The organism is Streptomyces sp. NPDC025638 (assembly GCF_055558775.1).
Genome location: NZ_JBVHLX010000008.1, coordinates 48,028 through 74,101, shown reverse-complemented (window position 1 = coordinate 74,101; position 26,074 = coordinate 48,028). Strand labels below are relative to the sequence as shown.

General features: G+C 71.3%; 22 protein-coding genes and 1 tRNA gene. 19 read left to right on the top strand and 4 right to left on the bottom strand.

The window, feature by feature from the left end; all coding sequences use genetic code 11:
* The first annotated feature begins 2 nt into the window (after positions 1-2).
* Together ACZ4EG_RS21490 and ACZ4EG_RS21485 are read left to right on the top strand one after the other, a co-directional pair.
* Entirely contained in the window at positions 3-593 is a 591-nt protein-coding gene (locus ACZ4EG_RS21490) for a hypothetical protein (RefSeq protein ID WP_467791709.1), read from the top strand.
* A 117-nt stretch (positions 594-710) separates the two neighbouring features.
* Entirely contained in the window at positions 711-3,449 is a 2,739-nt protein-coding gene (locus ACZ4EG_RS21485) for an exo-rhamnogalacturonan lyase family protein (RefSeq protein WP_467791708.1), read from the top strand.
* A gap of 4 nt (positions 3,450-3,453) precedes the next feature.
* Here ACZ4EG_RS21485 and ACZ4EG_RS21480 read toward each other — a convergent pair whose 3' ends face one another.
* Positions 3,454-5,862 (bottom strand): SCO7613 C-terminal domain-containing membrane protein, encoded by a 2,409-nt coding sequence (locus tag ACZ4EG_RS21480; protein ID WP_467791707.1) that lies wholly within the window; start codon positions 5,860-5,862, stop codon positions 3,454-3,456.
* A 102-nt stretch (positions 5,863-5,964) separates the two neighbouring features.
* On the opposite strand from ACZ4EG_RS21480, the gene ACZ4EG_RS21475 reads away from it, so the two are divergent.
* Positions 5,965-6,411 (top strand): SRPBCC family protein, encoded by a 447-nt coding sequence (locus tag ACZ4EG_RS21475; protein ID WP_453549510.1) that lies wholly within the window; start codon positions 5,965-5,967, stop codon positions 6,409-6,411.
* A 39-nt stretch (positions 6,412-6,450) separates the two neighbouring features.
* A tRNA-Val gene (locus tag ACZ4EG_RS21470) sits at positions 6,451-6,522 on the top strand.
* A gap of 82 nt (positions 6,523-6,604) precedes the next feature.
* Here ACZ4EG_RS21470 and ACZ4EG_RS21465 read toward each other — a convergent pair.
* Positions 6,605-7,330, bottom strand: coding sequence for a 3'-5' exonuclease (locus tag ACZ4EG_RS21465; RefSeq protein WP_363296799.1), 726 nt, complete (start codon positions 7,328-7,330; stop codon positions 6,605-6,607).
* Between the two features lie 168 nt (positions 7,331-7,498).
* Here ACZ4EG_RS21465 and ACZ4EG_RS21460 point away from each other — a divergent pair, with 168 nt between their 5' ends.
* From ACZ4EG_RS21460 to ACZ4EG_RS21445, 4 genes are all read left to right on the top strand, one after another.
* Positions 7,499-8,065 carry a DUF4365 domain-containing protein gene (locus tag ACZ4EG_RS21460; protein ID WP_316755150.1) on the top strand — a complete coding sequence of 189 codons (567 nt, stop codon included), beginning with the start codon at positions 7,499-7,501 and terminating at the stop codon, positions 8,063-8,065.
* Positions 8,062-9,297, top strand: coding sequence for a hypothetical protein (locus tag ACZ4EG_RS21455; protein WP_467791706.1), 1,236 nt, complete (start codon positions 8,062-8,064; stop codon positions 9,295-9,297). Before ACZ4EG_RS21460 ends, ACZ4EG_RS21455 begins: the two co-directional genes overlap by 4 nt.
* 144 nt (positions 9,298-9,441) lie before the next feature.
* Complete coding sequence (gene thrS, locus ACZ4EG_RS21450; protein WP_467791705.1) at positions 9,442-11,418, top strand: threonine--tRNA ligase; 1,977 nt, start codon at positions 9,442-9,444, stop codon at positions 11,416-11,418.
* 103 nt (positions 11,419-11,521) lie between these two features.
* Entirely contained in the window at positions 11,522-12,082 is a 561-nt protein-coding gene (locus tag ACZ4EG_RS21445) for an HIT family protein (protein WP_453549502.1), read from the top strand.
* Positions 12,083-12,262: 180 nt separating this feature from the next.
* Here ACZ4EG_RS21445 and ACZ4EG_RS21440 read toward each other — a convergent pair whose 3' ends face one another.
* Positions 12,263-13,909, bottom strand: a complete 1,647-nt coding sequence (locus ACZ4EG_RS21440; protein WP_467791704.1) for a hypothetical protein — start codon at positions 13,907-13,909, stop codon at positions 12,263-12,265.
* A 217-nt stretch (positions 13,910-14,126) separates the two neighbouring features.
* The gene (locus ACZ4EG_RS21435; protein ID WP_453549497.1) at positions 14,127-16,325 is read right to left on the bottom strand and encodes an elongation factor G-like protein EF-G2; all 2,199 of its coding nucleotides are present in this window, start codon (positions 16,323-16,325) and stop codon (positions 14,127-14,129) included.
* Between the two features lie 284 nt (positions 16,326-16,609).
* Here ACZ4EG_RS21435 and pgsA point away from each other — a divergent pair, with 284 nt between their 5' ends.
* The 11 genes from pgsA (at position 16,610) to yajC (ending at position 25,939) form a co-directional block, all read left to right on the top strand.
* Positions 16,610-17,293 carry a phosphatidylinositol phosphate synthase gene (gene pgsA / locus ACZ4EG_RS21430; RefSeq protein ID WP_390710870.1) on the top strand — a complete coding sequence of 228 codons (684 nt, stop codon included), beginning with the start codon at positions 16,610-16,612 and terminating at the stop codon, positions 17,291-17,293.
* Complete coding sequence (locus ACZ4EG_RS21425) at positions 17,290-18,198, top strand: phosphatidylinositol mannoside acyltransferase (RefSeq protein WP_453549495.1); 909 nt, start codon at positions 17,290-17,292, stop codon at positions 18,196-18,198. The genes pgsA and ACZ4EG_RS21425 overlap by 4 nt, the downstream gene beginning before the upstream one ends.
* Positions 18,195-19,355 carry a glycosyltransferase family 4 protein gene (locus ACZ4EG_RS21420; protein WP_467791703.1) on the top strand — a complete coding sequence of 387 codons (1,161 nt, stop codon included), beginning with the start codon at positions 18,195-18,197 and terminating at the stop codon, positions 19,353-19,355. The genes ACZ4EG_RS21425 and ACZ4EG_RS21420 overlap by 4 nt, the downstream gene beginning before the upstream one ends.
* Before the next feature lie 545 nt (positions 19,356-19,900).
* Entirely contained in the window at positions 19,901-20,443 is a 543-nt protein-coding gene (locus ACZ4EG_RS21415) for a LemA family protein (RefSeq protein WP_453549490.1), read from the top strand.
* A gap of 126 nt (positions 20,444-20,569) precedes the next feature.
* On the top strand, positions 20,570-21,475 hold the full coding sequence (pdxS, locus tag ACZ4EG_RS21410; protein WP_390710866.1) for a pyridoxal 5'-phosphate synthase lyase subunit PdxS: 906 nt from the start codon (positions 20,570-20,572) through the stop codon (positions 21,473-21,475).
* Between the two features lie 20 nt (positions 21,476-21,495).
* The gene (pdxT, locus tag ACZ4EG_RS21405) at positions 21,496-22,101 is read left to right on the top strand and encodes a pyridoxal 5'-phosphate synthase glutaminase subunit PdxT (RefSeq protein WP_453549488.1); all 606 of its coding nucleotides are present in this window, start codon (positions 21,496-21,498) and stop codon (positions 22,099-22,101) included.
* A gap of 49 nt (positions 22,102-22,150) precedes the next feature.
* Positions 22,151-22,903 carry a YebC/PmpR family DNA-binding transcriptional regulator gene (locus ACZ4EG_RS21400; protein WP_453549486.1) on the top strand — a complete coding sequence of 251 codons (753 nt, stop codon included), beginning with the start codon at positions 22,151-22,153 and terminating at the stop codon, positions 22,901-22,903.
* Between the two features lie 125 nt (positions 22,904-23,028).
* Positions 23,029-23,568, top strand: coding sequence for a crossover junction endodeoxyribonuclease RuvC (gene ruvC, locus ACZ4EG_RS21395; RefSeq protein ID WP_467791702.1), 540 nt, complete (start codon positions 23,029-23,031; stop codon positions 23,566-23,568).
* Positions 23,565-24,170 (top strand): Holliday junction branch migration protein RuvA, encoded by a 606-nt coding sequence (gene ruvA, locus ACZ4EG_RS21390; RefSeq protein WP_263206653.1) that lies wholly within the window; start codon positions 23,565-23,567, stop codon positions 24,168-24,170. Before ruvC ends, ruvA begins: the two co-directional genes overlap by 4 nt.
* 33 nt (positions 24,171-24,203) lie before the next feature.
* A complete protein-coding gene (gene ruvB / locus ACZ4EG_RS21385) occupies positions 24,204-25,274 on the top strand; it encodes a Holliday junction branch migration DNA helicase RuvB (protein WP_467791701.1) in 1,071 nt (356 codons plus the stop codon).
* Between the two features lie 167 nt (positions 25,275-25,441).
* Positions 25,442-25,939 carry a preprotein translocase subunit YajC gene (yajC, locus tag ACZ4EG_RS21380; RefSeq protein WP_390710862.1) on the top strand — a complete coding sequence of 166 codons (498 nt, stop codon included), beginning with the start codon at positions 25,442-25,444 and terminating at the stop codon, positions 25,937-25,939.
* Positions 25,940-26,074: the final 135 nt, after the last annotated feature.

Here is a 26,074-nt window from a genome sequence, read left to right as displayed (position 1 = left end):
CCGTGGCCGACGTACGGGTGAGGGTGCGGCGCGAGTCGGTGTTCGCGGAGAGGTTCGCTGTCTTCGCCGAGTGCCTGCTCACGGGCGTGTGGATCGCCGTGGCCTCGCTGGGGGTCGTCACCTGGCCGGCGGCCTTTGCGGCCGGCGCCCGGCATCTGCGGCGGCGTACGGCCCATGAGCGCGGGGGGTGGCGGGAGTTCGTCGTGGACTTCCGGGCCGCCCTGCGCGGCGGCTGGGTCGTCGGCGCCGTCGGGTGGGGTGCGGTGGCCGCCGCCTGGGTGGACGTCCAGGCCGTGCGAGCCGGACTGCCGGGTGGGCCGCTCGTCGGGGCCGCGGGGATGTTCGCGGTGATCGGGCTCGCCGTCGCCGCGCTGCGGGCGGCCGCGGTCTGGGCGCCGGGGAACACCTGGCGCGCTCTGCTCGCGGACGCGGGCCGTCGTACCGTGCTCGACCCCGCCGGATCCTTCCTGCTCGTCGGCGGAGCTGTGCTCGTCGTCTGCTCCGCGCTGCTCATCGCGCCGCTCGCGGTCCCCGTGCTGGGGGCCGTCGTGGCCGCGGCCGTCGCCGTGGAGGAGCGGTACCGCCGCCGCTGAGCGGCGGTTCCTCGATCAGGGTCGGTGCCTCGGTGCCGTACCTCGCACTGTCATGCCCCTGATCACCTTTGCCCTGACCACCTTGCACTCGCACGGAAAGGAAAGGCGGAATTTCTCATGTCTCCCATTCCCCGCAGGTCCCTCCTCAAGGCAGCGGCCGTTGCCGGAGCCGCCGCCCAGTTCAGCTGGGCACTGGGGTCGAAGGACGCCCAGGCCGCGCCGAGAGCCCAGGCCGCCGACGCGGACCCGGTGACCCTCGACTGGCTGGAGGACGGCGGCCTCGGCGCGGCCCCCGGCTCCACCGTCGGCGTGCCCTGGCCGATGGGCGCGTACCAGGAGGACCAGACCTTCGCGCTGACGGACTCGGACGGCAGGGCCGTGCCCGTGCAGTCCTGGCCGATCGCCCACTGGCCGGACGGCTCCCTCAAGTGGACCGCGCACGCGGTCTCCTCGGGCAGCGGAAAGCTCACCCTCGCGGCAGGCGCGCCGCAGTCCCCCGACAAGAAGGTGACCGTCGACAAGAGCGGTGGGACCGTCGATGTGTCGACGGGCGTCATCACCGTCCGGATCGGCACGTCCGGTGCCGCGCTCGTCAAGTCGGTCACCCGCGGCTCGAAGGAGATCGCCAGGAACGGCCGTCTCGTCCTCCTCCGCCGACCGGAGATCGAGGACGAGGACCAGGGCACGGTGAAGACCGAGCGCTTCGACGGCGCGATCGCGTCGGTCACCGTCGAGCAGGACGGACCGGTCCGCGCCGTGGTCCGCATCGACGGCAAGCACCGCAAGGGCGACCGCAGTTGGCTGCCGTTCTCGATCCGGCTCTACTTCTACGCGGGCGCCGGCTCCTTCCGGATGGTGCACACGATCACCTACGACGGGACGCAGGAGCCGGGGAAGGCGAGCGGCGACTTCGTCCGCGGGCTCGGCGTCCGCTTCACCGTGCCCATGCGGGACGCCGCCTACGACCGGCACATCCGCATCGGCGGCGAGGGAACGGGCCTGTTGCGGGAGGCCGTCCAGGGCATCACCGGGCTGCGCCGCGACCCGGGGGCGGCCGTGCAGGCGGCCCAGTACGCGGGGCGGAAACTGCCCGATCCCGCCACCTGGGACCAGCGCGTCACGACCCGGCTCCAGTACATCCCGCAGTGGGGCGACTACACCCTCTCCCAGCTCTCCGCCGACGGCTTCACCGTCCGCAAGCGGACGAGGAAGGGGTACGGCTGGATCGCCGCCGGCGGTGGCGGGCGGGCCTCCGGGTTCGGCTATGTGGGCGGGGCGAGCGGCGGATTCTCCTTCGGGCTCAGGGACTTCTGGGAGAAATTCCCCGCCCAGCTCGACATCCGCGACGCCCACACCGACGAGGCGACCGTCACCCTCTGGCTCTGGTCGCCCGAGGCACAGCCCATGGACCTGCGCTTCTACCACGACGGCATGGGCCAGGACACCTACCCCGAGCAATTGGAGGGACTCAACATCACCTACGAGGACTACGAGCCCGAGTTCGGCACCCCCTACGGCATCGCCCGCACCTCCGAACTCCTCTTCTGGGCCGACGAGTCCACCCCGGACCCGCAGACCCTCGCCGACCAGGTCGCCGCGGTCCGCGTCCTGCCGCAGCTCGCCGCCCCGCCCAAGCAGCTGATCAAGGCCAAGGTCTTCGGCCCCGGCCTCTACTCCGAACCCGACCGCTCGACGGCCGCCAAGGCGAAGATCGAGGACCACCTCGACTTCCTCTTCACCTACTACAAGGACCAGGTGGAGATGCGCCGTTGGTACGGCTTCTGGGACTACGGCGACATCATGCACACCTATGACACGGTCCGGCACCAGTGGCGGTACGACGTCGGCGGCTACGCCTGGGACAACTCCGAGCTGTCGCCCGACCTGTGGCTCTGGTTCGCCTACCTGCGCTCCGGCCGCGCCGACATCTTCCGCTTCGCCGAGGCCATGACCCGGCACACCGGCGAGGTCGACGTCTACCACCTGGGTAAATGGGCCGGACTCGGTACCCGGCACGGCGTGCAGCACTTCGCCGACAGCGCCAAGCAGCAGCGCATCGCCAACACCACCTACCGGCGCTACTACTACTTCCTCACCGCCGACGAGCGCGTCGGCGACCTCATGCACGCCAATGTCGACTCCGACGAGACGTTCCTCGTCCTCGACCCGATCCGCAAGATCCGCACCGAGCCGTACACACCCGACCGGCACGCCCTGTCCATCGGCTTCGGCACCGACTGGAGCGGACTGGTGTCGGCCTGGCTCACCGAGTGGGAGCGCAAGGGCCCCAAGTGGGAGAAGGCCAAGGCGCGCGTGCTGTCCACCATGGAGACCATCGCCGCCCAGCCCAACGGCTTCGTGCAGGGCAGCGGTCTGTACGACCTCGACACCGGCAGGTTCGCCGTCGCCGAGGCGCCCGTGGTCTCGGTGTCCCACCTCTCCGCCGTCTTCGGCCTCAACGAACTGTGCGCCGAGCTCATCCACCTCGTCGACATGCCGCGGTTCAAGGAGGCCTACCTCGACTACTGCCGCTATTTCAACGCCACCAAGGCCGAGCAGACGGCCCGTTACGGCTCCAACTTCGGCACCCTGCTGCTCTTCCAGGGCCATTCGCGCCTCGACGCCTATGCCGCCGTACAGACCGGCGACGCGACGCTCGCCAAGCGTGCCTGGACGAAGTTCTACAGCTCCGACGGCTATGCGGAGTCCTCGCCGTGGAAGACGGAGCAGCTGACCGGCCCGGCCACGCTGGTCGAGGGCGGCGAGGCGAGCTGGGTGTCCTCGAACGACACCGCGCTCTACGGCCTCGCCGCCATCGAGAACCTGGCGCTGCTCGGCGACAAGATGCCGTCGTAACCGCTCAGTTCATCTTCCCGAGGACCTCCCGCACCCGCCGGACGTCCCGGATGCGCTGCTCGTACGTCGCCCCGAGCGCGAGCAGGAGCAGTCCGGCGAGGGCGGGAGGCACCCAGCGGGGCAGCGCGCCGGCCATCTGCACGAGGTACGGGGCGAGTTCGTGCAGCGCGACCAGGGTGAGCACGCCGCCGCCGAGCACGAGCGGCGCCTGCAGCCGGTGCCGGGCGCCCAGCAGGGTGAGCAGGAGCGCCGCCGTGCCCAGCAGCAGGGGACGGGTCCAGTGTGGGTCGCCCCAGGCGGCGGCGAGGCTCGGCAGCAAGGTGGCGCCGAGTCCGGGGCCGTACGCCGTCCAGGACGAGGTCCGCGGATCGTGCCGCCTGCGCAGTACGCCGAGGAACAGCGCCGGGACGGTGACCGGGAGCGTGTACGCCTCGGGTGCCGAGACACCCCAGGACGCCAGCCGCACCCAGGCGGCCAGGGCGAACAGGGCCGCGGACGCATAGCCGGCGGGGCGGCGGTCGGGGCGGATCGCCACGCCCGCGGTGATCACTGCGCACAGGCCGAGCACCAGGGCCAGCATCGGCGGGTCGGCGAGGGCGAGCCCGGCCGCGAGCAGCCCGGCCGCCGCTCCCGCCGCCTCCACCGGAACGGTCGCGGGGGAGTCGCCGAGACGCGCGGCGAGGAGCGCGGCGGCCACGGGGACCGCCAGCACGAGCAGGGCCGTGTGGGACGGCTGCCAGTCGGCGGCGGCGCCCGTGGCGACGGCGAGCGCGGAGGCGTGGGTGAGCGCGGCGGGGGCCGTGACCGGGGCGAGACGCGAGACGAGGGATGCCCCCGCGAACAGCGCCGTCAGGGCGCAGAGCACGGTCAAGGTCGCCGTCCGCGACGCGAGCGCGCCGAAGGAGAGGGCAAGGGAGGCGAGGAGCGCGAGGACCAGGGCGGTCACCTGCGCGGGCAGGTAGGCGGTCGCCTGCGCGCTCGGGCGGTCGGGCTCCTGCGCGAAGGCGTGGCGACGTATGGATCCGGCCACCAGCAGCGGTGCCCCCGTCGTGACCCCCTGGACCGACAGCCCGGCGGCATACGGCAGTTCGAGCACCGCCGGGAGGACGAGAGCGGTGGCCCACGCCAGGGTCAGGGCGCCGACGAGGGCCCGTGGGCGCCAGGTCGTATTGCGGACTGCCAGTAGCAGTACGGCGGTGACGACCGCGAGGACGACCGGCACCGCCACCGCGTGCGGCGGCCACGGCGCGTCGGCCGTCACCGTGGCGCGCGCGTCGGACGGGGCGCCGGACCAGACGTGTGTCGCCCGGGCGACGGGGCCCAGGAGGGTGACGGCGACCAACGGGACGGTCCACAGCAGCGCCAGGGCCTGGACACTGCCCGAGGCCAGCAGAAGACCACGGCGTACTGGCTCGGGGAGCGGAGCTCGTACGGCCGCCAGCAGGGCGACGCCCAAGGCCAGATGGCCGGGCACCGTCCAGTCGTCCGGCAGCGTCACGCGCAGGAGGCCGCCGAACGCCGTCACCAGCAGCAGACCACCCGCCACAGCGCCACCCGCGGCGGTGACCGGCTGCTCCAGGCGCCATGCGGCGCCGAGCGCGATCACCGCCGCGAGGGCGAGGAGCGCCGCCGCACGGGCGGCGGCGCTCGGGCCGGCTGCGTCCCAGGAGAGCCAGCCGGCCGTCCATGTGCCGAGGGCGCCCGTGCCGCACGCGCCGAGGGCGGCGACGAGGCGGACGGCCCCGGCGGTGCTCAGGAGTGCTACGACCGTGTCGAACCCGGCCGTCGCCAGGAGCGCCGACGCGATGCGGTACGGGCCCCCGCCCACTGCCAGCGCCCAGAGAAGCAGTGGGAGTTGGGCCGAGAGCAGCGCGGCGGGGACGGGCGAGCGCAGCCGTGCCGTCGGCGGCAGCAGCCCGTACGCCGCCCACAGTCCCGCCAGTGCCGCCGCGGCGAGCGCCGCGTATGCCATGCCGCCCGTGCCGGTGAACGCCACCTCGTGCAGCGCGTACGCGTCGAGCACGGTCAGCGCGAGACCCAGACCCGCCACCGACTCGGCCGTGGATCCGAGCCCCCGCTTCAGCAGCGCCACCGGCGCCGCGAGCGCGGCCAGGGTGACCGCGCCGAGCACCAGGGCCCGCCCGGCGATGCCCAGATGCCCCCAGCTGACCAGCGTGAACGCCACCGCCGCGATGGTCAGGAGCACACCGCCGAGCACGAGCAGCACGTTCTGCACGCGTGGCGCGGAGGCCTCGGGGCGCGGCGGCGCGAGGGGCATCGGCGGCACCGGACGGTGCAGGGCGGCGACCAGCCGGGCGCGGCGGGTCAGCAACTGGGCCCGGCGGGCGTCGAGTTGCCACAGCTCCGCATCGATGAGCCGCAGCTCCTCGACCGGGGGCAGAGGGTACGTCATGCCCTGGAGTGTGGTCCGCGTCACGTCACCCGACATGAGTGCGCATACTCAGAACGTACTCAGATCCCGGTGTGCGGCGCTGGGTACGGGCAGACTCCGCCCATGGACTGGACCCACTACCGCTTCCTCAGCCTGTGGTCCCTGACTGCGCCGGCCGGCGTCGTCTACGGGGCCCTGGAGCGTCCCCAGGACTACCCGTGCTGGTGGCCCCAGGTGCGCTCGGTGCACCGTCTCGACGACACCACGGGCCTGTTCACCATCCGCGCGTTCCTCCCGTACGACCTGACCTTCACCGCGCGCGAGGTGCGCCGCGACCCGGCCGCCGGGGTCCTGGAGACGGCGCTGTCCGGCGACATGGACGGCTGGGCCCGCTGGACCGTCACCCCCGACGGCTCCGGCACCCTCGCCCGCTACGACCAGGTGGTCGACGTCGGCAAGCCCCTGCTGCGGCGACTGGCCGTGCCCGGACGCCCGTTCTTCCGCGCCAACCACCGGCTGATGATGCGGGCCGGGCGGCGCGGCCTGGCCGCGTACCTCGAAGCGGTTTGAAGGAAGCCCGCCCGGACCTGTATTGTTCAGTGCGTTCCCGGGCGATTAGCTCAGTGGGAGAGCGCTTCGTTCACACCGAAGAGGTCACTGGTTCGAACCCAGTATCGCCCACCGGGAAAGAGCCGGTCCGCAACTCGCGGACCGGCTTTTTTGTCGGCCCATCACCGGGGTCCGATGCCGGGCCCCTGAGCCGCTACGCCGCCGCCGGCAGCTCCGGTCGCAGCGGCCAGTCCGTGCTCACCGCCTCGTCCGAGCCGCTGCGTGCGAACCAGGCCTGCAGGCCGCGGGCCTGTGCCGCGTGCCAGGTGGTCTGCAGGGTGTGCAGTTCGGCGGGGGACAGGCGCTCCAGCCGGGTCGCGAAGCGCCGCCCGAGCGCCCGTACGACCTCCAGCGCGGCCAGCGCGTCCGCGCCCGCGTCGTGCGCGCCCTCCAGCACGACGCCGTAGTGCGCGCACAGGTCCGTCAGCGTGCGGCGGCCCTTGCGGTAGCGGTCGAGGTGCTTGTCCAGGACCCGCGGGTCGAGCACCAACAGCGGTGACGACTCAAACCAGCGGTCGAGCGACGACGCGCGATGGCGGCGCAACTCGCGGTCCAGGAGCGTCAGATCGAACGGCGCGTTCATCACCACCAGCGGGCGGTGCATGGTCGCGTGCTCGGCCAGCTCCTCCGCTATCTCGAACATCACCGGCGCCGGCCAGCGGCCGTTGCGCTGCAGATGTTCCTCCGTCAGCCCGTGCACCGCCGTCGCCGCCTCCGGCACCGGCACACCCGGGTTGACCAGCCAACGGGTCACCCGGGGCCGGGTGCCCGGGGCGTCCTGGACGACGACGGCGGCCGACACGATCCGGTCGGTCTCGACGTCCACGCCCGTGGTCTCCGTGTCGAAGGCGGCCAGCGGCCCCTCGTACCAGCACGTCATCGCAACACAACTCCTCGTTCACCCACGGCAGCTGACGTCCCGTCTTCTGCCTGTTTGGTGATACCCGGGCTGTTTGCGCCGTACGCCGGAAGGACACAACAGGAGTGCGGGTCTTTGCAGTTCAGCGGCCCGCAGCGGGGAAACACTTGGCTTGGAAGGCTGTTGGTCATGGTGATAGCGCAGCCCGAGCGGGGCGGGCTGCTGCCCGAACGGACGGCACCCCATCGCGGCACACTCGCCACCACCGCCTGCATGGAGACACTGCAGGTGGGTTATCTGCACGCGGTCGCCGCGGCGGCCGGCTGCTCGCTGTCGCAGCCGTTCCCGGACAACGGCATCGACTGGCACGTCAGCCATGGCTCACCCGGCCACACCGTCGACGACGAGGTGACCATCAAGGTGCAGCTGAAGTGCACGTACCAGATCGCGCCGAACCCGCCGGGCCGCTTCTTCTCCTTCACCCTCGACAACGACCATCTGCGCAAGCTCGCCCGCACCCCGGTCTCGGTGCACAAGATCCTCGTCGTGATGCTGGTGCCCCGCTCCCAGGACGACTGGCTGCGCGCCAGCCACGACCGGCTCGACCTGCGGCACTGCTGCTACTGGGTCAACCTGGCCGGCCACCCGATCACCGGCCGGCACCGGACCACCGTTCGGATCCCGACCTCGCGCATCTTCGACGACCGGGCGCTGTGCGAGATCATGACGCGGGTCGGGACGGGAGGCAGACCATGAGGGACCGTCCGTACGACGAGCCCCTGCGGGAGGGCAGGCCGCATCCCGTCACCGGGGACGCCGCCCACTGGAACCGTCCCCCCGACCCCGCCGACGTCGACCCCGCCGTGCTCGGCGCCCTGCTGCACCGGCACGGCTGGCAGCGGCGCGGCGGCGCCCCCGGGCGCTACGGCCGCTGGACCCCGCCCGGGCCGGGCGGCGGCGGGACCAGCCTGCTGGTGCCCGAGAGCCGGGCCTTCCCCGACAGCGACGACCTGCTCGGCGAGGCCCTGGTCGCCCTGTCCCGCAGCGGCAACCCCTCGGCGCGTGAGGTCCTCGTCGGACTCGCCGTGCCCAGCGACGAGATCCGCTGGTGGCGGGACGTACCGCCCGGACCGGTGGACACCGCGCCCTGGACGGTCGAGGAACAGCTGCGCACGGCCGCCCGGCAGATGCTGCTCGCGGCCGCGCTCGCCACACGCGCGCGTGCGGGCTACTACGGCGCCCGGCACCGTCGGTCGGCGGCCGTGATGCTGGAGAACGTCCTGGTCGGCTCGGCGACCGGTGGCCGCAGGCTCACCGCCTTCGCCCCCGTGGCCGCCGCCCGCCCGCTCGCCGTACGCCTCCAGCAGGCCCTGTACGCCATCCGCGAGGCCATCGACTACCAGCGGGCCACCGGCGGCATGGACGCCTTCGACGGCGCGGTCGAGGCCGGCGTCAGCCGGGAGCTCACCGAGTCCCTCGTCGCCCTGGTGCGCGGCACCGAGGGAGCCCGGATCGCCGTCGAGTGGGCGCCGGCCGCGGGCGTCCCCGAGGACTGCGCGGCGTCCGCCGAACCGGTCGAGTTCTCGCCCGGCGACCTGCCCGCCCTGCGCGAGGCGGGCGCCCGCTATCTGCGCGACGAACCGTCCGTGCCGGTGCGGATCACCGGTTCCGTCGTCCGGATGCGCCGGTCGGGGCCGCGCGGCGAGGGCAGCGTACGGCTGCGGGTGCTCGCGGGTGCCGAGGTGCCGCACGTACGCGTGACGCTGGACGAGGAGGACTACCGGATAGCCGGACACGCCCACCTCGTCGGACTGCCGGTGCGGGTGCACGGGCGGCTGGAGAGCCGCGGCGGCTTCCGGCGGCTGACCGGGGCCTCCGGGGTCGTACCGGTGCAGGTGGACGAGGCCGAGCGGGACCGGCTGCTGAAGTCGCTCCAGGAGAACCTCGACTTCTTCGAGGAGGCGTGCAGTGGGGAGGACTGCGACTGAGGACGGCCGCGATGGGCACGGGGTTGCGACTGGCCGGGGACTGTGGGTGACCGTTTCGCGGTCGGCCGGTCCGGGTCGGTACGATCCCCTATTGCGCGCGCTCCCGGTATGGCGCCGCACCCCACCTGCAGTCAGGAGAGACCGGTGTCAGACGTCCGTGTGATCATCCAACGCGATTCCGAGCGGGAAGAACGCGTGGTGACGACGGGCACTACGGCCGCCGACCTCTTCGCCGGCGAGCGCTCGATCATCGCGGCGCGCGTGGGCGGCGAGCTCAAGGACCTCACCTACGAGCTCAAGGACGGCGAGACCGTCGAGGGCGTCGAGATCTCCTCCGAGGACGGCCTGAACATCCTGCGCCACTCCACCGCGCACGTCATGGCCCAGGCCGTGCAGGAGATCTTCCCCGAAGCCAAGCTGGGCATCGGCCCGCCGGTCAAGGACGGCTTCTACTACGACTTCGACGTCGAGAAGCCGTTCACCCCCGAGGATCTCAAGGCCGTCGAGAAGAAGATGCAGGAGATCCAGAAGCGGGGCCAGAAGTTCTCCCGCCGTGTGGTCACCGACGAGGCCGCCCGCGAGGAGCTCGCCGCCGAGCCGTACAAACTGGAACTGATCGGCCTCAAGGGCTCCGCCTCCTCCGAGGACGGCGCGGACGTCGAGGTCGGCGCCGGCGAGCTGACGATCTACGACAACCTGGACGCCAAGACCGGCGAGCTGTGCTGGAAGGACCTCTGCCGCGGTCCCCACCTGCCCTCCACCCGGCTGATCCCGGCGTTCAAGCTGATGCGCAACGCGGCCGCCTACTGGCGCGGCAGCGAGAAGAACCCGATGCTCCAGCGCATCTACGGCACCGCCTGGCCGTCAAAGGACGAGCTGAAGGCGTACCTCGACTTCCTCGCCGAGGCCGAGAAGCGCGACCACCGCAAGCTGGGCAACGAGCTCGACCTGTTCTCCATCCCGGAGCAGATCGGCTCCGGCCTCGCCGTCTTCCACCCCAAGGGCGGCATCGTCCGCCGCGTGATGGAGGACTACTCGCGGCGCCGCCACGAGGAAGAGGGCTACGAGTTCGTCTACACCCCGCACGCGACCAAGGGGAAGCTCTTCGAGACGTCGGGCCACCTCGACTGGTACGCCGAGGGCATGTACCCGCCCATGCAGCTCGACGAGGGCGTGGACTACTACCTCAAGCCCATGAACTGCCCGATGCACAACCTGATCTTCGACGCGCGCGGCCGCTCGTACCGTGAACTGCCGCTGCGCCTCTTCGAGTTCGGGACCGTGTACCGGTACGAGAAGTCGGGCGTCGTGCACGGCCTGACCCGGGCCCGCGGCTTCACCCAGGACGACGCGCACATCTACTGCACCCGTGAGCAGATGTCGGACGAGCTCGACAAGACGCTCACCTTCGTCCTCGGCCTGCTCCGTGACTACGGCCTGACCGACTTCTACCTGGAGCTGTCCACCAAGGACCCGGAGAAGTTCGTCGGCTCCGACGAGGTCTGGGAGGAGGCCACGGAGACTCTCCGCCAGGTCGCCGAGAAGCAGGGCCTGCCGCTGGTCCCCGACCCGGGCGGCGCCGCCTTCTACGGCCCGAAGATCTCCGTCCAGACCAAGGACGCGATCGGCCGCACCTGGCAGATGTCGACCATCCAGCTCGACTTCAACCTGCCCGAGCGCTTCGACCTGGAGTACACGGCCGCCGACGGCTCCAAGCAGCGTCCGGTCATGATCCACCGGGCCCTCTTCGGCTCGATCGAGCGCTTCTTCGCGGTGCTCCTGGAGCACTACGCCGGCGCCTTCCCCGCCTGGCTGGCCCCGGTCCAGGCGATCGGCATCCCGATCGGTGACGCGCACGTCGACTACCTGCAGAAGTTCGCCGCGGCGGCGAAGAAGCAGGGCCTGCGCGTGGAGGTGGACGCCTCCTCCGACCGTATGCAGAAGAAGATCCGCAACGCCCAGAAGCAGAAGGTGCCCTTCATGGTCATCGCGGGCGACGACGACATGGCGGCCGGCTCGGTCTCCTTCCGCTACCGCGACGGCTCGCAGGAGAACGGCATCCCGTTCGACGAGGCGATCGCCAAGATCGCGAAGGTGGTGCAGGACCGGACGCAGGTCTGACCCTGCTCGCCTCGGGGCCCCGGCGGGTGGACGACATCCCCGGGGCCCTGCCCTTCCCCGTCCCGGGACGCCCCGGCGACACGCCACGAACGGGCGAAGCCATATGCTGCGTAGCATGACGAGTGAGCCGGAGCAGCAGATCGGAGTGGGGACGCAGGATGCGTTCCAGCGCCTGTGGACACCCCACCGGATGGCCTACATCCAGGGCGAGAACAAGCCGAGCGGCCCGGGTGCCGACGACGGCTGCCCCTTCTGCTCGATCCCGGCCAAGTCCGACGAGGACGGTCTGATCGTCCGCCGTGGCGAACACGTCTACGCGGTGCTGAACCTCTACCCGTACAACGGCGGCCACCTGATGACGGTGCCGTACCGCCACGTCGCCGACTACACGGACCTGACCGGCCCGGAGACCGCCGAGCTCGCCGAGCTGACCAAGCAGGCCATGACGGCCCTGCGCACCGCCTCCGGCGCCCACGGCTTCAACATCGGCATGAACCAGGGCACCGTCGCGGGCGCGGGCATCGCGGCCCACCTCCACCAGCACATCGTCCCCCGCTGGGGCGGCGACACGAACTTCATGCCGGTGGTGGGCCACACCAAGGTGCTCCCGCAGCTCCTGGCCGACACGAGGAAGATGCTGGCGGAGGCCTGGCCGACGACGTGAGCGACGCTTCCGGCGCTTCGCCGGTCGGCCGGTACATCGCAGCCCGGCCCGCACATTTCAGCCCGTCCGGCGTTTGAGGACGAGGCCGTCCAGGCCGAAGCGGGGGTCTGGGGGGCGGCAGCCCCCAGGGGACGGGAACCCCCACCCACCCGCACGAAACCCGGCCGAACCGCCGGAGGCCTACGCGTCGTAGAGGTCGGCCTTCTTCGGCGCCGGATCCTGCACAGCCGTACTGAGAAACGCCGAGCGCGTGCCGAACTTCTCCGTGTCGACGCCGTTCTCCTCCAGCACCCGGATCGCCGCCGAGTGCACCACCCGCAGCACCGGCGTGGCCGCACGCAGCGCATCGTCGGCCATGAAGCGGTGCCGCCACGGCCGGTCCGCCCACGCGTGCCGCAGACCGAACGGCTCGGGCAGGCCCAGCGAGCCGCCGAGCCAGTTGAGCAGCGGCGGATACCAGGTCAGCGGCGCCCGCGCGGTGAGCCGTACCACCTCGTCCGTGCCGACCAGCGGGAGCTTGATCGTCCGGTTCTCCCAGGGCTTGAAGGACTTGGCGACCTCCTTGGTCGGCGCCGCGGGCTTCGTGGTGAACAGCGAGTGCACCGGCCCCAGCGCATGCCCGGTCACCTCGATGCGCAGCGTCTGATGCAGCACGGTCACCGTGATCAGCATGGTGAGCACCAGCTGCCCGTCCCACAGCGTCCACTGCACGCCCAGGTAGTGCCGGTCGCCGCTGCCGAACTGCTGCTTGTTGCAGATGTCCTGTATCGCGTGGGTCTTGACCGAGTACGCCTCGACGTCCGTGCCCTCCGGCCGGGACACCGCTGCCGCGTTCTCCCCGATCGGCGTGACGATCCAGTGCTTGATGGACGGCTTGGGGAACCCGCCGGTGTTCAGTGGGCCGCGCTCCAGCATGCGCAGCTGGTCGTGGATGGACCGTATGACGTCCCAGCTGCGGAACGGGTGGATCTCCCGGCTGGGATCGGCCGGCAGCAGGTCCTCGGCGAGCTGCCAGGAACCCCAGCGCGTGCCCATGCCGAGTATGCCCTTGGGCCCGGCGTAGAAGACGGAGTTGGACCGCTGCTCGGCGCTCAGCCGGGCGAGGGACTGGCGCAGCTGCTCGGCCGCGGTCTCACCGGGGCTGCTCGGCACCGTCTCGGGGATCTTCGCGCCGACGCTGCTGCCGGAGAGCAGGCCGTCCCAGCGCCCGCGCAGGTCCTGCGCCGTGCGCTCGCAGATCTGCTTGGCCCAGAACCAGCCCAGCACCGGGGCGACGACGCACCCGCGCGCATACCAGGCCCAGAACCCCGTGAACGGCATGCGGACCAGGAAGATCGCGGCGACCGCGCCCACCGCGACGAGCAGCGTGGTGGCGAGCGCCCCGGCCCGCTTGTCGTCGCGCTTGGCGACGAACGTGCGGAGCTGGAAGACCAGCAGCCACAGCAGCAGTCCGGGCAGGAACAGCAGGCCGCACAGCACCATGACGGTGCTCAGCCGGTTGTCACGCGCCTTGCGGATGTTGTTGGCCGCGAGGCTGTGCTCCACGACGACCTGGGGATCCATCCCGAAGGACTGGATGAGTGGCGCGCGGCCGGAACGGAGCATGCGGTCGACCACGGCCCGCGAGAAGGCCTCGCCCAGATTCGGCCGGAACAGCGCGATCCGGCCGGGCTTGACGGTCGACTTGTGCCATTCGTTGTCGGCCTTCTTGATCTCGTCGAACGGACTGTCCCGGTAGGCGGCCGAGGCCAGCGCGAAGGTCGCCGCCTGGCTCTCGCCGCCGGAGATGGGCACCTGTGGTCCGTCCCACTCGGTTCCAATCGACATTCCCGCCCCCGATCGCCGCCGGTGTCGCTTCTGCGGCCTTCCCGACTTCCTTGCCCCGCACACCTGTTGAACAGGTCATCGTCCTGATCCGGCATGACGGGATCAGGTGATCAGCGTATCCGCAGGCACCGACATCCGTAGGCGGACGGCCAAAGCCGCCCGCCCGTACGGAGGATGACGTTCCGGAAGGTTGTGCGGTGCCCTCCGGGAACGCCGACTACGAGGCTTCCTTGGCCTGTTCGCGAATCCTTTCGGCGACCTGGGGCGGCATCGGCTCGTGCCGTGCGTACGCGCGACTGAAGCGGGCGGTGCCGTGCGAGAGGGACCGCAGGTCGACGGCGTACCGGCCGATCTCGAACTCGGGCACCTCGGCCCGTACGAGCGTGCGCCCGGAGCCCACCTGCTCGGTGCCGAGCACCCGGCCGCGCCGTCCCGACAGGTCGCTCATCACGGCGCCCACGTAGTCGTCGCCGACCAGCACGCTCACCTCGGCCACCGGTTCCAGCAGATGGATCTTGGCGTCCGCCGCGGCCTCGCGCAGCGCGAGCGCGCCGGCCGTCTGGAAGGCGGCGTCGGAGGAGTCCACCGAGTGGGCCTTGCCGTCGAGCAGCGTGATCCGCACGTCGACCAGGGGATAGCCGGCCGCGACCCCCTTGGCCGCCTGGGCCCGTACCCCCTTCTCCACCGACGGGATGAACTGCCGGGGCACGGCTCCGCCCACCACCTTGTCCACGAACACGATGCCCGAGCCTCCGGGCAGCGGCTCGACCTCGATCTCGCAGATGGCGTACTGCCCGTGCCCGCCGGACTGCTTCACATGCCGTCCGCGTCCCGCGGACCTGCTCCCGAACGTCTCCCGGAGGGAGACCTTGTGCGGTACGACGTCGACCTGGACGCCGTAGCGGCTGCGCAGCCGTTCCAGGGCGACGTCCGCGTGGGCCTCGCCCAGGCACCACAGCACCACCTGGTGGGTGTCCTGGTTCTGCTCCAGGCGCATCGTCGGGTCCTCGGCGACCAGCCTGCTCAGCCCCTGCGAGAGCTTGTCCTCGTCCGCCTTGCTGTGCGCGTGGATGGCCAGCGGCAGCAGCGGGTCGGGCATCTGCCACGGCTCCATGAGCAGTGGGTCGTCCTTGGCCGAGAGCGTGTCCCCGGTCTCGGCGCGGCTCAGCTTCGCGACGCACACCAGATCGCCCGCGACGGCGTGCGTCACCGGCCGCTGCTGCTTGCCGAACGGCGTCGACAGGGCGCCGATCCGCTCGTCGACGTCGTGGTCCTCGTGCCCGCGGTCGGCGAGCCCGTGCCCGGAGACATGCACCGTCTCGTCGGGGCGCAGCGTGCCGGAGAACAGCCGGACCAGGGAGACCCGGCCGACATACGGGTCGGACGAGGTCTTCACGACCTCCGCTACCAGCGGCCCGCCCGGATCGCACGCCTTCAGCTCGCGCGACTTCCCGTCGACCGTGGCGACCCCGGGCGCCTCCCGCTCCAGCGGGGTCGGGAAGCCCCGGGTGATCAGTTCGAGCAGCTCGACCGTGCCGATGCCCTGCTTGGCGCCCTCGGCCGCGGGGGCGGCGGCCAGGACCGGGAAGAAGGCCCCGCGGGCCACGGCCCGCTCCAGGTCCTCGATCAATGTCTTGATGTCGACCTGCTCCCCGCCGAGGTAGCGGTCCATGAGGGTCTCGTCCTCGCTCTCCGAGATGATCCCCTCGATGAGCCGGTTGCGTGACTCCTCGATCTGCGGCAGCTGGTCCGGACCCGGCTCGGACTCCTTGCGCTCCCCGGAGGAGTAGTCGAACAGCTGCTGCGACAGCAGCCCGATCAGCCCGGTCACGGGCGCGTGCCCGTCGGGCGCCTGCGGGCCGTGCAGCGGCAGATAGAGCGGGAGTACGGCGTCGGGGTCGTCCGCGCCGAACGCCTGCGCGCACACCCGTGTCATCTCCTCGAAGTCCGCGCGGGCGGCCTCCAGGTGCGTGATGACGATGGCCCGCGGCATGCCGACCGCCGCGCACTCCTCCCACACCATCCGGGTCGAGCCGTCCACGCCGTCCGATGCCGAGACGACGAAAAGGGCCGCGTCCGCCGCTCGCAGACCGGCCCTCAGCTCTCCGACGAAGTCGGCGTATCCGGGGGTGTCCAGAAGATTGATCTTGAACCCGTCCCATTCGACGGGCACGAGAGAGAGCTGCACGGAGCGCTGCTGCCGGTGCTCGATCTCGTCGAAGTCCGAAACGGTGCCGCCGTCCTCCACACGGCCCGCCCGGTTCACGGCCCCCGCGGTCAGCGCGAGAGCCTCCACCAGAGTCGTCTTGCCCGAACCGGAGTGGCCGACCAGCACCACATTCCGTAGGGACGCGGGATGGTCGGCCGCCGTAGCCCTGCCGGCGGCCCCGGGGTGTGATTGTGCCTTGTCGCCCATGGCCTTGCCTCCCGTGCACGGTGAGGTCATTGTGGGCGCGGGCATGCCGGGCCGCGTGCGGTGGCGGCTCCGATGACGCCCGCGGTCCTTCGAGCTTTCCACTCCCGTCACGGTGCGTCCATACGACGGACGCCGATCGCGTGGCCCACCGTCACTTGCGGGCCGGCCGCCGGATCCGGAGACGGGCTCCGGGTGCCCGGCGGTCACCCGCACGCGCGCGTGACTACGATGGGCCAGCCGGCGACCATCAGGGCCGCGCGGCGACACCGACCGTCGGGAAGGCCATGCTGAACAAGTACGCGCGTGCATTCTTCACGCGTGTCCTCACGCCGTTCGCCGCGTTTCTCATCCGCAGGGGCGTCAGCCCCGACACGGTGACGCTCATCGGCACGGCCGGTGTGGTCGCGGGCGCGCTGGTCTTCTTCCCCAGGGGCGAGTTCTTCTGGGGCACGATCGTGATCACGCTGTTCGTCTTCTCGGACCTGGTCGACGGAAACATGGCCCGCCAGCTGGGCCGCTCCAGCCGCTGGGGAGCCTTCCTGGACTCCACCCTCGACCGGGTCGCCGACGGAGCGATCTTCGGCGGCTTCGCGCTGTGGTATGCCGGAAACGGCAACGACAACGTCCTGTGCGCCGTCTCGATCTTCTGTCTGGCCAGCGGTCAGGTGGTGTCGTACACCAAGGCCCGTGGCGAGTCGATCGGCCTGCCGGTCGCCGTCAACGGGCTCGTCGAGCGGGCCGAGCGGCTGGTGATCTCGCTGGTCGCCGCCGGCCTGGCCGGCCTGCACAAGTTCGGCGTTCCCGGCATCCAGGTGCTGCTGCCGATCGCCCTGTGGATCGTCGCCGTGGGCAGCCTGGTCACCCTGATCCAGCGGGTGGTCACGGTCCGCAGGGAGTCCGCCGAGGCGGAGGCGGCCGCGTCCGACGACAACGCCAACGCGTCCCAGGGGAGCGAGGCGGCGAAGTGAGCACCGCGGAGCGGCTGACCGACACGTTGTACGGCCTCGGCTGGAGCACCGTCAAGAAGCTCCCCGAGCCGGTCGCCGTGCGCCTCGGCCACGGCATCGCCGACCTCGCCTGGAAGCGGCGGGGCAAGGGCGTCCAGCGCCTGGAGAGCAACTACGCGCGCGTGGTGCCCGACGCGACCCCCGAGCGTCTGGCCGAGCTCTCGCGCGCGGGCATGCGCTCGTACCTGCGCTACTGGATGGAGTCCTTCCGGCTGCCCTCATGGAGCCCGGAGCGGATCAGGACCGGCTTCGAGTGCAAGGACGTCCACCACCTGACCGACGGTCTGGCCTCCGACCGGGGCGTGATCCTCGCGCTGCCGCACCTGGCCAACTGGGACCTCGCGGGCGCCTGGGTCACCACCAAGCTGGAGACGCCCTTCACCACGGTCGCCGAACGCCTCAAGCCGGAGACGCTGTACGACCGCTTCGTCGCCTATCGCGAGGGCCTCGGCATGGAGGTCCTGCCGCACAGCGGCGGCTCCGCGTTCGGCACGCTGGCCCGGCGGCTGCGCGACGGCGGCCTGATCTGCCTGGTCGCCGACCGTGATCTGTCCGCCTCCGGCGTGGAGGTCAAGTTCTTCGGCGAGGCGGCACGGATGCCCGCGGGCCCGGCCCTGCTCGCCCAGCAGACGGGCGCGCTGCTGCTGCCCGTCACCCTCTGGTACGACGACTCGCCCGTCATGCAGGGCCGGGTCCATCCTCCGATCGAGGTACCCGAGACAGGTACTCGGGACGAGAAGACGTCTGTCATGACACAGGCGCTGGCGGACGCCTACGCCACGGGTATCGCCGAACATCCGGAGGACTGGCACATGCTCCAGCGGCTGTGGCTCGCCGATCTCGATCCCGCGAAGGGGACGCCGTGAGGATCGGCATCGTCTGCCCGTACTCCTGGGACGTGCCGGGTGGCGTCCAGTTCCACATCCGCGACCTGGCCGAGTACTTCATCCGCCTCGGCCACGAGGTGTCCGTCCTCGCCCCGGCCGACGACGACACCCCGCTCCCGCCGTACGTCGTCTCGGCCGGCCGCGCGGTGCCGGTGCCGTACAACGGCTCGGTGGCCCGGCTGAACTTCGGATTCCTCTCCGCGGCCCGGGTACGGCGCTGGCTGCACGACGGCGAGTTCGACGTGGTCCACATCCACGAGCCGACGTCTCCCTCGCTGGGCCTGCTGACCTGCTGGGCGGCCCAGGGCCCCATCGTCGCGACGTTCCACACCTCGAACCCCCGATCCCGGGCGATGATCGCCGCGTACTCGATCCTGCAGGCCGCGCTGGAGAAGATCAGCGCGCGGATCGCGGTGAGCGAGTACGCCCGACGCACCCTGGTCGAACACCTCGGCGGGGACGCGGTCGTCATCCCCAACGGCGTCGACGTCGACTTCTTCGCCAAGGCGGAGCCGAATCCCGACTGGCAGGGCGACACGATCGGCTTCATCGGCCGCATCGACGAGCCCCGCAAGGGCCTGCCGGTACTGATGAAGGCCCTCCCCAAGATCCTCGCCGCCCGCCCGCAGACCCGGCTCCTCGTGGCCGGCCGCGGCGACGAGGAGGAGGCGGTGGAAACCCTCCCCGCCGAACTCCGCTCCCGCGTCGAGTTCCTGGGCATGATCAGCGACGAGGACAAGGCGCGCTTCCTGCGCAGCATCGACCTCTACGTGGCGCCCAACACCGGCGGCGAGAGCTTCGGCATCATCCTCGTCGAGGCGATGTCGGCGGGCGCGCCTGTCCTCGCCTCCGACCTGGACGCCTTCGCCCAGGTCCTGGACCAGGGCGCGGCCGGAGAACTCTTCACCAACGAGGACGCGGACGCCCTGGCCGACGCGGCCGTACGCCTCCTCGCCGACCCGGCCCGCCGCGCCCAACTCCGCGCCCACGGCAGCGTCCACGTACGCCGTTTCGACTGGTCGACGGTCGGCGCGGACATCTTCTCGGTCTACGAAACGGTCACGACGGGCGCGGCGGCGGTGGCCACGGACGAACGATCGGGCCTGAGAGCACGCCTGGGACTGGCCCGGGACTGAGACTTCACCGGCTTGTATGCGGCCTGGTCCTGATGCCGAGGTCGGCGAGATTCAGCCCGTCCGGTGTTCGAGGACGAGGCCGTTCGGGCCGATGCCGAGGTCTGGGGGCGGCAGCCCCCGGGCGGGCGTGAGGGCCGGGGTGGCCGTATCGGGTGCGGCCGGGAGCGTTGAGGTTGGGGTCGCCGGTAGCAGGACCGGCCCGGCCCTGCTACCGAGGCCGGTGAAATTCACCCCGTCCGGCGTTTGAGGACGACGCCGTTCAGGGCCGATGCGGGGTCCGGGGCGGCAGCCCCAAGACGGGCCTGAGGGCCTGGGGCGGTGGTAACGGGTACGGCCCGGAGCTGTGGGGTCGAAGTGACCGCTGACCGGACCGCCCGGCCCTGATGCCGAGGCCGGTGACATTCAGCCCGTCCGGCGTTTGAGGACGAGGCCGTTCAGGCCGATGCGGGGGACCGGGGGCGGCAGCCCCCGGACGGTCACTGCAACGTCGGCAACAGCAAGGCCCTCGGCCAACCCAGCGGAGCGCCCCGGTAGCCTTGCCGCCCGTGAGCGCAACCCTCATCTGGATCCTCGTCGCCCTTGTCGTGATCGGTCTCTACCTCAGCTGGACGGCCGGCCGCCTGGACCGTCTGCACTCCCGGATCGACGCCGCCCGTGCCGCCCTCGACGCCCAGTTGCTGCGCCGCGCGTCGGTGACCCAGGAGCTGGCGACCTCCGGCGTGCTGGATCCGGCCGCCTCGATCGTCCTGTACGAGGCCGCGCACGCGGCCCGGCAGGCCGAGGAGGAGCAGCGGGAGGTAGCCGAGAGCGAACTGAGCCAGGCGCTGCGCGCGGTCTTCGCGGAGTCCCAGCAGGTCGAGGCGGTCCGCGAGGCCCCCGGAGGGGAGGCGGCGGCCCGCGAGCTGACCGAGGCGGTGCGACGCGTCCCGATGGCCCGCCGCTTCCACAACGACGCGGTGGGCGCGGCCCGTCGGCTCCGCGAGCACCGCAAGGTGCGCTGGTTCCGGCTGGCCGGCCACGCCCCCTTCCCGCTGGCCTTCGAGATGGACGACGAGCCCCCGGCGGCGCTGGTGGACCGAGCCGTCTAGCTGCGGTTTCTCGGGATCGTAGGCCAAAAGGATCCACCGCCTTCACATTGGCCCTTGCTGTGGCCTGGTCCACTCACGTTTCCTGCTCTGCAGCAGAAACTGTCTTTCACTTCAGTGAGGTCACCCGTGTCCACCACCGAGAACCAGGCTCCCGAGACCGGCACCGCCCGCGTGAAGCGCGGCATGGCCGAGCAGCTCAAGGGCGGCGTGATCATGGACGTCGTCACGCCGGAGCAGGCGAAGATCGCCGAGGACGCGGGCGCCGTCGCCGTCATGGCCCTGGAGCGGGTCCCGGCCGACATCCGCAAGGACGGCGGCGTGGCCCGTATGTCCGACCCGGACATGATCGAGGGCATCATCAGCGCCGTCTCCATCCCGGTCATGGCCAAGTCCCGCATCGGCCACTTCGTCGAGGCCCAGGTCCTGCAGTCCCTCGGCGTCGACTACATCGACGAGTCGGAGGTCCTCACCCCGGCCGACGAGGTCAACCACTCCGACAAGTGGGCGTTCACGACCCCCTTCGTCTGCGGTGCCACCAACCTGGGCGAGGCCCTGCGCCGCATCGCCGAGGGCGCAGCGATGATCCGCTCCAAGGGCGAGGCCGGCACCGGCAACGTCGTCGAGGCCGTCCGCCACCTGCGCCAGATCAAGGGCGAGATCGCCAAGCTGCGCGGCTGCGACAACAACGAGATCTACGCCGCCGCCAAGGAGCTGCGTGCCCCGTTCGAGCTCGTCAAGGAGGTCGCCGAGCTCGGCAAGCTGCCGGTCGTGCTGTTCTCCGCCGGTGGCGTGGCCACCCCGGCCGACGCCGCGCTGATGCGCCAGCTCGGCGCCGAGGGCGTCTTCGTCGGCTCCGGCATCTTCAAGTCCGGCGACCCGGCCAAGCGCGCCGCCGCCATCGTGAAGGCCACCACCTTCTACGACGACCCGAAGATCATCGCGGACGCGTCCCGCAACCTCGGCGAGGCCATGGTCGGCATCAACTGCGACACCCTGCCCGAGGCCGAGCGCTACGCCAACCGCGGCTGGTAAGAGGCCCTGGTAGAGACCCCATGAGCACTCCTGTCATAGGCGTCCTGGCACTTCAGGGCGACGTACGGGAGCACCTCATCGCCCTGGCCGCGGCGGACGCCGTGGCCAGGCAGGTGAGGCGCCCCGAAGAACTCGCCGAGGTCGACGGGCTCGTCATTCCCGGCGGCGAGTCCACGACCATCTCCAAGCTGGCCATCCTCTTCGGAGTGATGGAGCCCCTCCGCGCGCGCGTGCGGGACGGCATGCCGGTCTACGGCACCTGCGCGGGCATGATCATGCTCGCCGACAAGATCCTCGACCCGCGCTCGGGCCAGGAGACCGTCGGCGGCATCGACATGATCGTGCGCCGCAACGCCTTCGGACGGCAGAACGAGTCCTTCGAGGCGGCGGTCGACGTCCGCGGCGTCGAGGGCGATCCTGTAGAGGGCGTCTTCATCCGCGCCCCCTGGGTCGAGTCCGTGGGTGCCGAGGCCGAGGTGCTCGCCGAGCACGGCGGCCACATCGTCGCGGTCCGCCAGGGCAACGCGCTCGCCACGTCGTTCCATCCGGAACTGACCGGCGACCACCGCATGCACGCCCTGTTCGTCGACATAGTGCGCGCCAACCGGACGCCGGAGTCCTTGTAGGATCTCTGGAGTTCGTTGCAGAGATGGGTTACGCGAAGGAGACAGGCAGATGTCCGGCCACTCTAAATGGGCCACGACGAAGCACAAGAAGGCCGTGATCGACGCCAAGCGCGGCAAGCTCTTCGCGAAGCTGATCAAGAACATCGAGGTCGCGGCGCGTATGGGTGGCGTCGACCTCGAGGGGAACCCGACCCTCTACGACGCCGTCCAGAAGGCCAAGAAGCAGTCGGTCCCGAACAAGAACATCGACTCCGCCATCAAGCGCGGTGGCGGTCTCGAGGCCGGTGGCGCCGACTACGAGACGATCATGTACGAGGGCTACGGCCCCAACGGTGTCGCGGTGCTCATCGAGTGCCTCACCGACAACCGCAACCGCGCCGCCTCCGACGTGCGCGTCGCCATGACCCGCAACGGCGGCAACATGGCCGACCCGGGCTCGGTGTCGTACATGTTCAGCCGCAAGGGCGTCGTCATCGTCCCCAAGGGCGAGCTGACCGAGGACGACGTCCTCGGTGCCGTCCTGGAGGCGGGTGCCGAGGAGGTCAACGACCTCGGTGAGTCCTTCGAGGTCATCAGCGAGGCCACCGACCTGGTCGCGGTCCGCACCGCCCTCCAGGAGGCCGGCATCGACTACGACTCCGCCGAGTCCAGCTTCGTGCCGTCCGTCCAGGTCGAGCTGGACGAGGAGGGCGCCAAGAAGATCTTCAAGCTGATCGACGCCCTCGAGGACAGCGACGACGTGCAGAACGTCTTCGCCAACTTCGACGTCAGCGACGAGATCATGGAGAAGGTCGACGCGTAACGCTTTCGCCACCTCCACGGACTCAACGGGCCGACGGGACACACCCCGTCGGCCCGTCGTCGTGTCGGCCGTTGTCAGTGGCACCCGATAGCCTGCACAAACAGGCGAGCGAGAGGGAGGGGCCGGTGCGCGTACTGGGGGTGGACCCGGGACTGACCCGCTGCGGTGTCGGGGTGGTCGAAGGCGTGGCGGGACGCCCGCTCACCATGCTCGGCGTGGGCGTCGTCCGCACCCCGGCGCACGCCGACCTGGGACACCGGCTGGTCGCCGTCGAGCAGGGCATCGAGCAGTGGCTGGACGAACACCGGCCCGAGTTCGTCGCCGTCGAGCGCGTCTTCAGCCAGCACAACGTCCGTACGGTCATGGGCACCGCCCAGGCCAGCGCCGTCGCCCTGCTCTGCGCCTCACGGCGCGGCATTCCCGTCGCCCTGCACACCCCCAGCGAGGTCAAGGCCGCCGTCACCGGCAGCGGCCGCGCCGACAAGGCGCAGGTCGGCGCCATGGTCACCCGCCTGCTGCGGCTCAGCGCGCCGCCCAAGCCCGCCGACGCGGCCGACGCCCTCGCCCTCGCCATCTGCCACATCTGGCGCGCCCCCGCCCAGAACCGACTCCAGCAGGCCGTCGCCCTGCACGCAGCCCAAGCAACGAAAGGCCGTACGGCATGATCGCCTTCGTCAGCGGCACGGTCGCCGCACTCGCTCCCGACGCAGCGGTGATCGAGGTGGGCGGAGTCGGCATGGCCGTCCAGTGCACGCCGAACACGCTCTCCACGCTCCGCATGGGCCAGTCGGCCAAGCTCGCCACCTCCCTGGTCGTCCGCGAGGACTCGCTGACCCTGTACGGCTTCGTGGACGACGACGAGCGCCAGGTCTTCGAGCTGCTCCAGACCGCCAGCGGAGTCGGCCCGCGCCTGGCCCAGGCGATGCTCGCCGTGCACACGCCGGACGCGCTGCGCAGGGCGGTCTCCACGGGGGACGAGAAGGCCCTCGTCGCCGTCCCGGGCATCGGCAAGAAGGGCGCCCAGAAGCTGCTGCTGGAACTGAAGGACCGCCTGGGCGAGCCCGTCGGCGCCCCCGCGATCGGCGCACCGGTCACCAGCGGCTGGCGCGACCAGCTGCACGCGGCCCTCATCGGCCTCGGCTACGCGACCCGCGAGGCCGACGAGGCCGTGTCCGCCGTGGCACCGCAGGCCGAGGCCGCCGGCGGCACGCCCCAGGTGGGCCAGCTGCTGAGGGCCGCCCTGCAGACCCTGAACCGCGCCCGCTGACCCAACTGCGCCACCCTCAGCTAGGAGACCTCAGTGAACTGGGACGACACGACCGACGCCTCCGCCGCCGAGCGGCTGGTGGGCCCTGTCGCCGACCGTGAGGACCAGGCCGTCGAGGCCGCGCTGCGCCCCAAGGACCTGGGCGAGTTCATCGGCCAGGAGAAGGTCCGCGAGCAGCTCGACCTGGTCCTGCGCGCCGCACGCGCGCGTGGCGCCACCGCCGACCACGTGCTGCTCTCCGGTGCCCCCGGCCTCGGCAAGACCACCCTCTCGATGATCATCGCGGCAGAGATGGGCGCCCCCATCCGCATCACCAGCGGCCCCGCCATCCAGCACGCCGGCGACCTCGCGGCGATCCTCTCCTCCCTCCAGGAGGGCGAGGTCCTCTTCCTCGACGAGATCCATCGCATGTCCCGGCCCGCCGAGGAGATGCTCTACATGGCGATGGAGGACTTCCGCGTCGACGTCATCGTCGGCAAGGGCCCCGGCGCCACCGCCATCCCCCTCGAACTGCCCCCGTTCACCCTGGTCGGCGCCACCACCCGCGCGGGCCTGCTGCCGCCCCCGCTGCGCGACCGCTTCGGCTTCACCGCGCACATGGAGTTCTACGAGCCGCACGAACTGGAGCGCGTCGTCCACCGCTCGGCGGGCCTGCTCGACGTCGAGATCGGGTCCGACGGCGCCGCCGAGATCGCCGGCCGCTCCCGCGGCACGCCCCGTATCGCCAACCGCCTGCTGCGCCGGGTCCGCGACTATGCGCAGGTCAAGGCGGACGGGATCATCACGAAGGAGATCGCCGCGGCCGCCCTGCAGGTCTACGAGGTCGACGCCCGTGGCCTCGACCGCCTGGACCGCGCCGTCCTGCAGGCCCTGCTCAAGCTGTTCGGCGGCGGCCCGGTCGGCCTGTCGACGCTCGCCGTCGCGGTGGGCGAGGAGCGCGAGACCGTCGAGGAGGTCGCCGAGCCCTTCCTCGTCCGGGAGGGACTGCTCGCCCGGACCCCGCGCGGACGCGTCGCCACGCCCGCGGCATGGGCGCATCTCGGCCTCACCCCGCCCCGCTCGACGGCCTCGGGAACCGGACAACAGGACCTGTTCGGGGCGTGACGGCGAGCGCATTGGCCGGGGCAGGAACCCAGGTGCCATGCTGAGCGTTGTTCCATGCACGCGGACTCGCTTAGACTCCGCCGATGCCGCTCTTACCGGCGGCGCCGACCACACCCCCATCCACCAGGCCGCTCCCCGCCGCGGTCGTGCGAAGGAAATCCCGTCCCGTGAATACCTTGACCCTTCTCCCGTTCATCGTGCTCATCGCGGCCATGTTCCTGATGACGCGCTCGGCCAAGAAGAAGCAGCAGCAGGCCGCCAACATGCGGAACGAGATGCAGCCCGGTTCCGGCGTCCGCACGATCGGGGGCATGTACGCGACGGTCAAGGAGGTCAACGAGGACACGGTCCTCCTTGACGCCGGCCCGGGTGTCGAGCTCCTCTTCGCGAAGAACGCGATCGGCGCCGTCCTCACCGACGACGAGTACAACCGCATCGTCCACGGCATCGAGCACGACCTGAAGTCCGACGTCGTCCCGGACGACGCCTCCTCCCTCACCGAGACCGACGCGTCCGCCGCCGACGCTGCCGCCGCCTCCGACGACAAGGCCGTCGACCTCGGTAAGAAGGACGAGGCCGACGAGCAGGCCGACCAGGCCGAGTCCGTCGAGGCGAAGGCCGACGACGAGCCGAAGAAGACCGACGGCGACTCCGACGCGAAGTAGCCACGTCCCGGGGAGCGCGGCGCGATCCGTTCGCGCCCAGCGCGCCCCGGGCGCGTCTGTTTCCCGGACGGGATCCCGACACCATGTCATGGCCGACCGCGCCGACCGGCGCGAAACGGCCCGAGAGGGAGTACG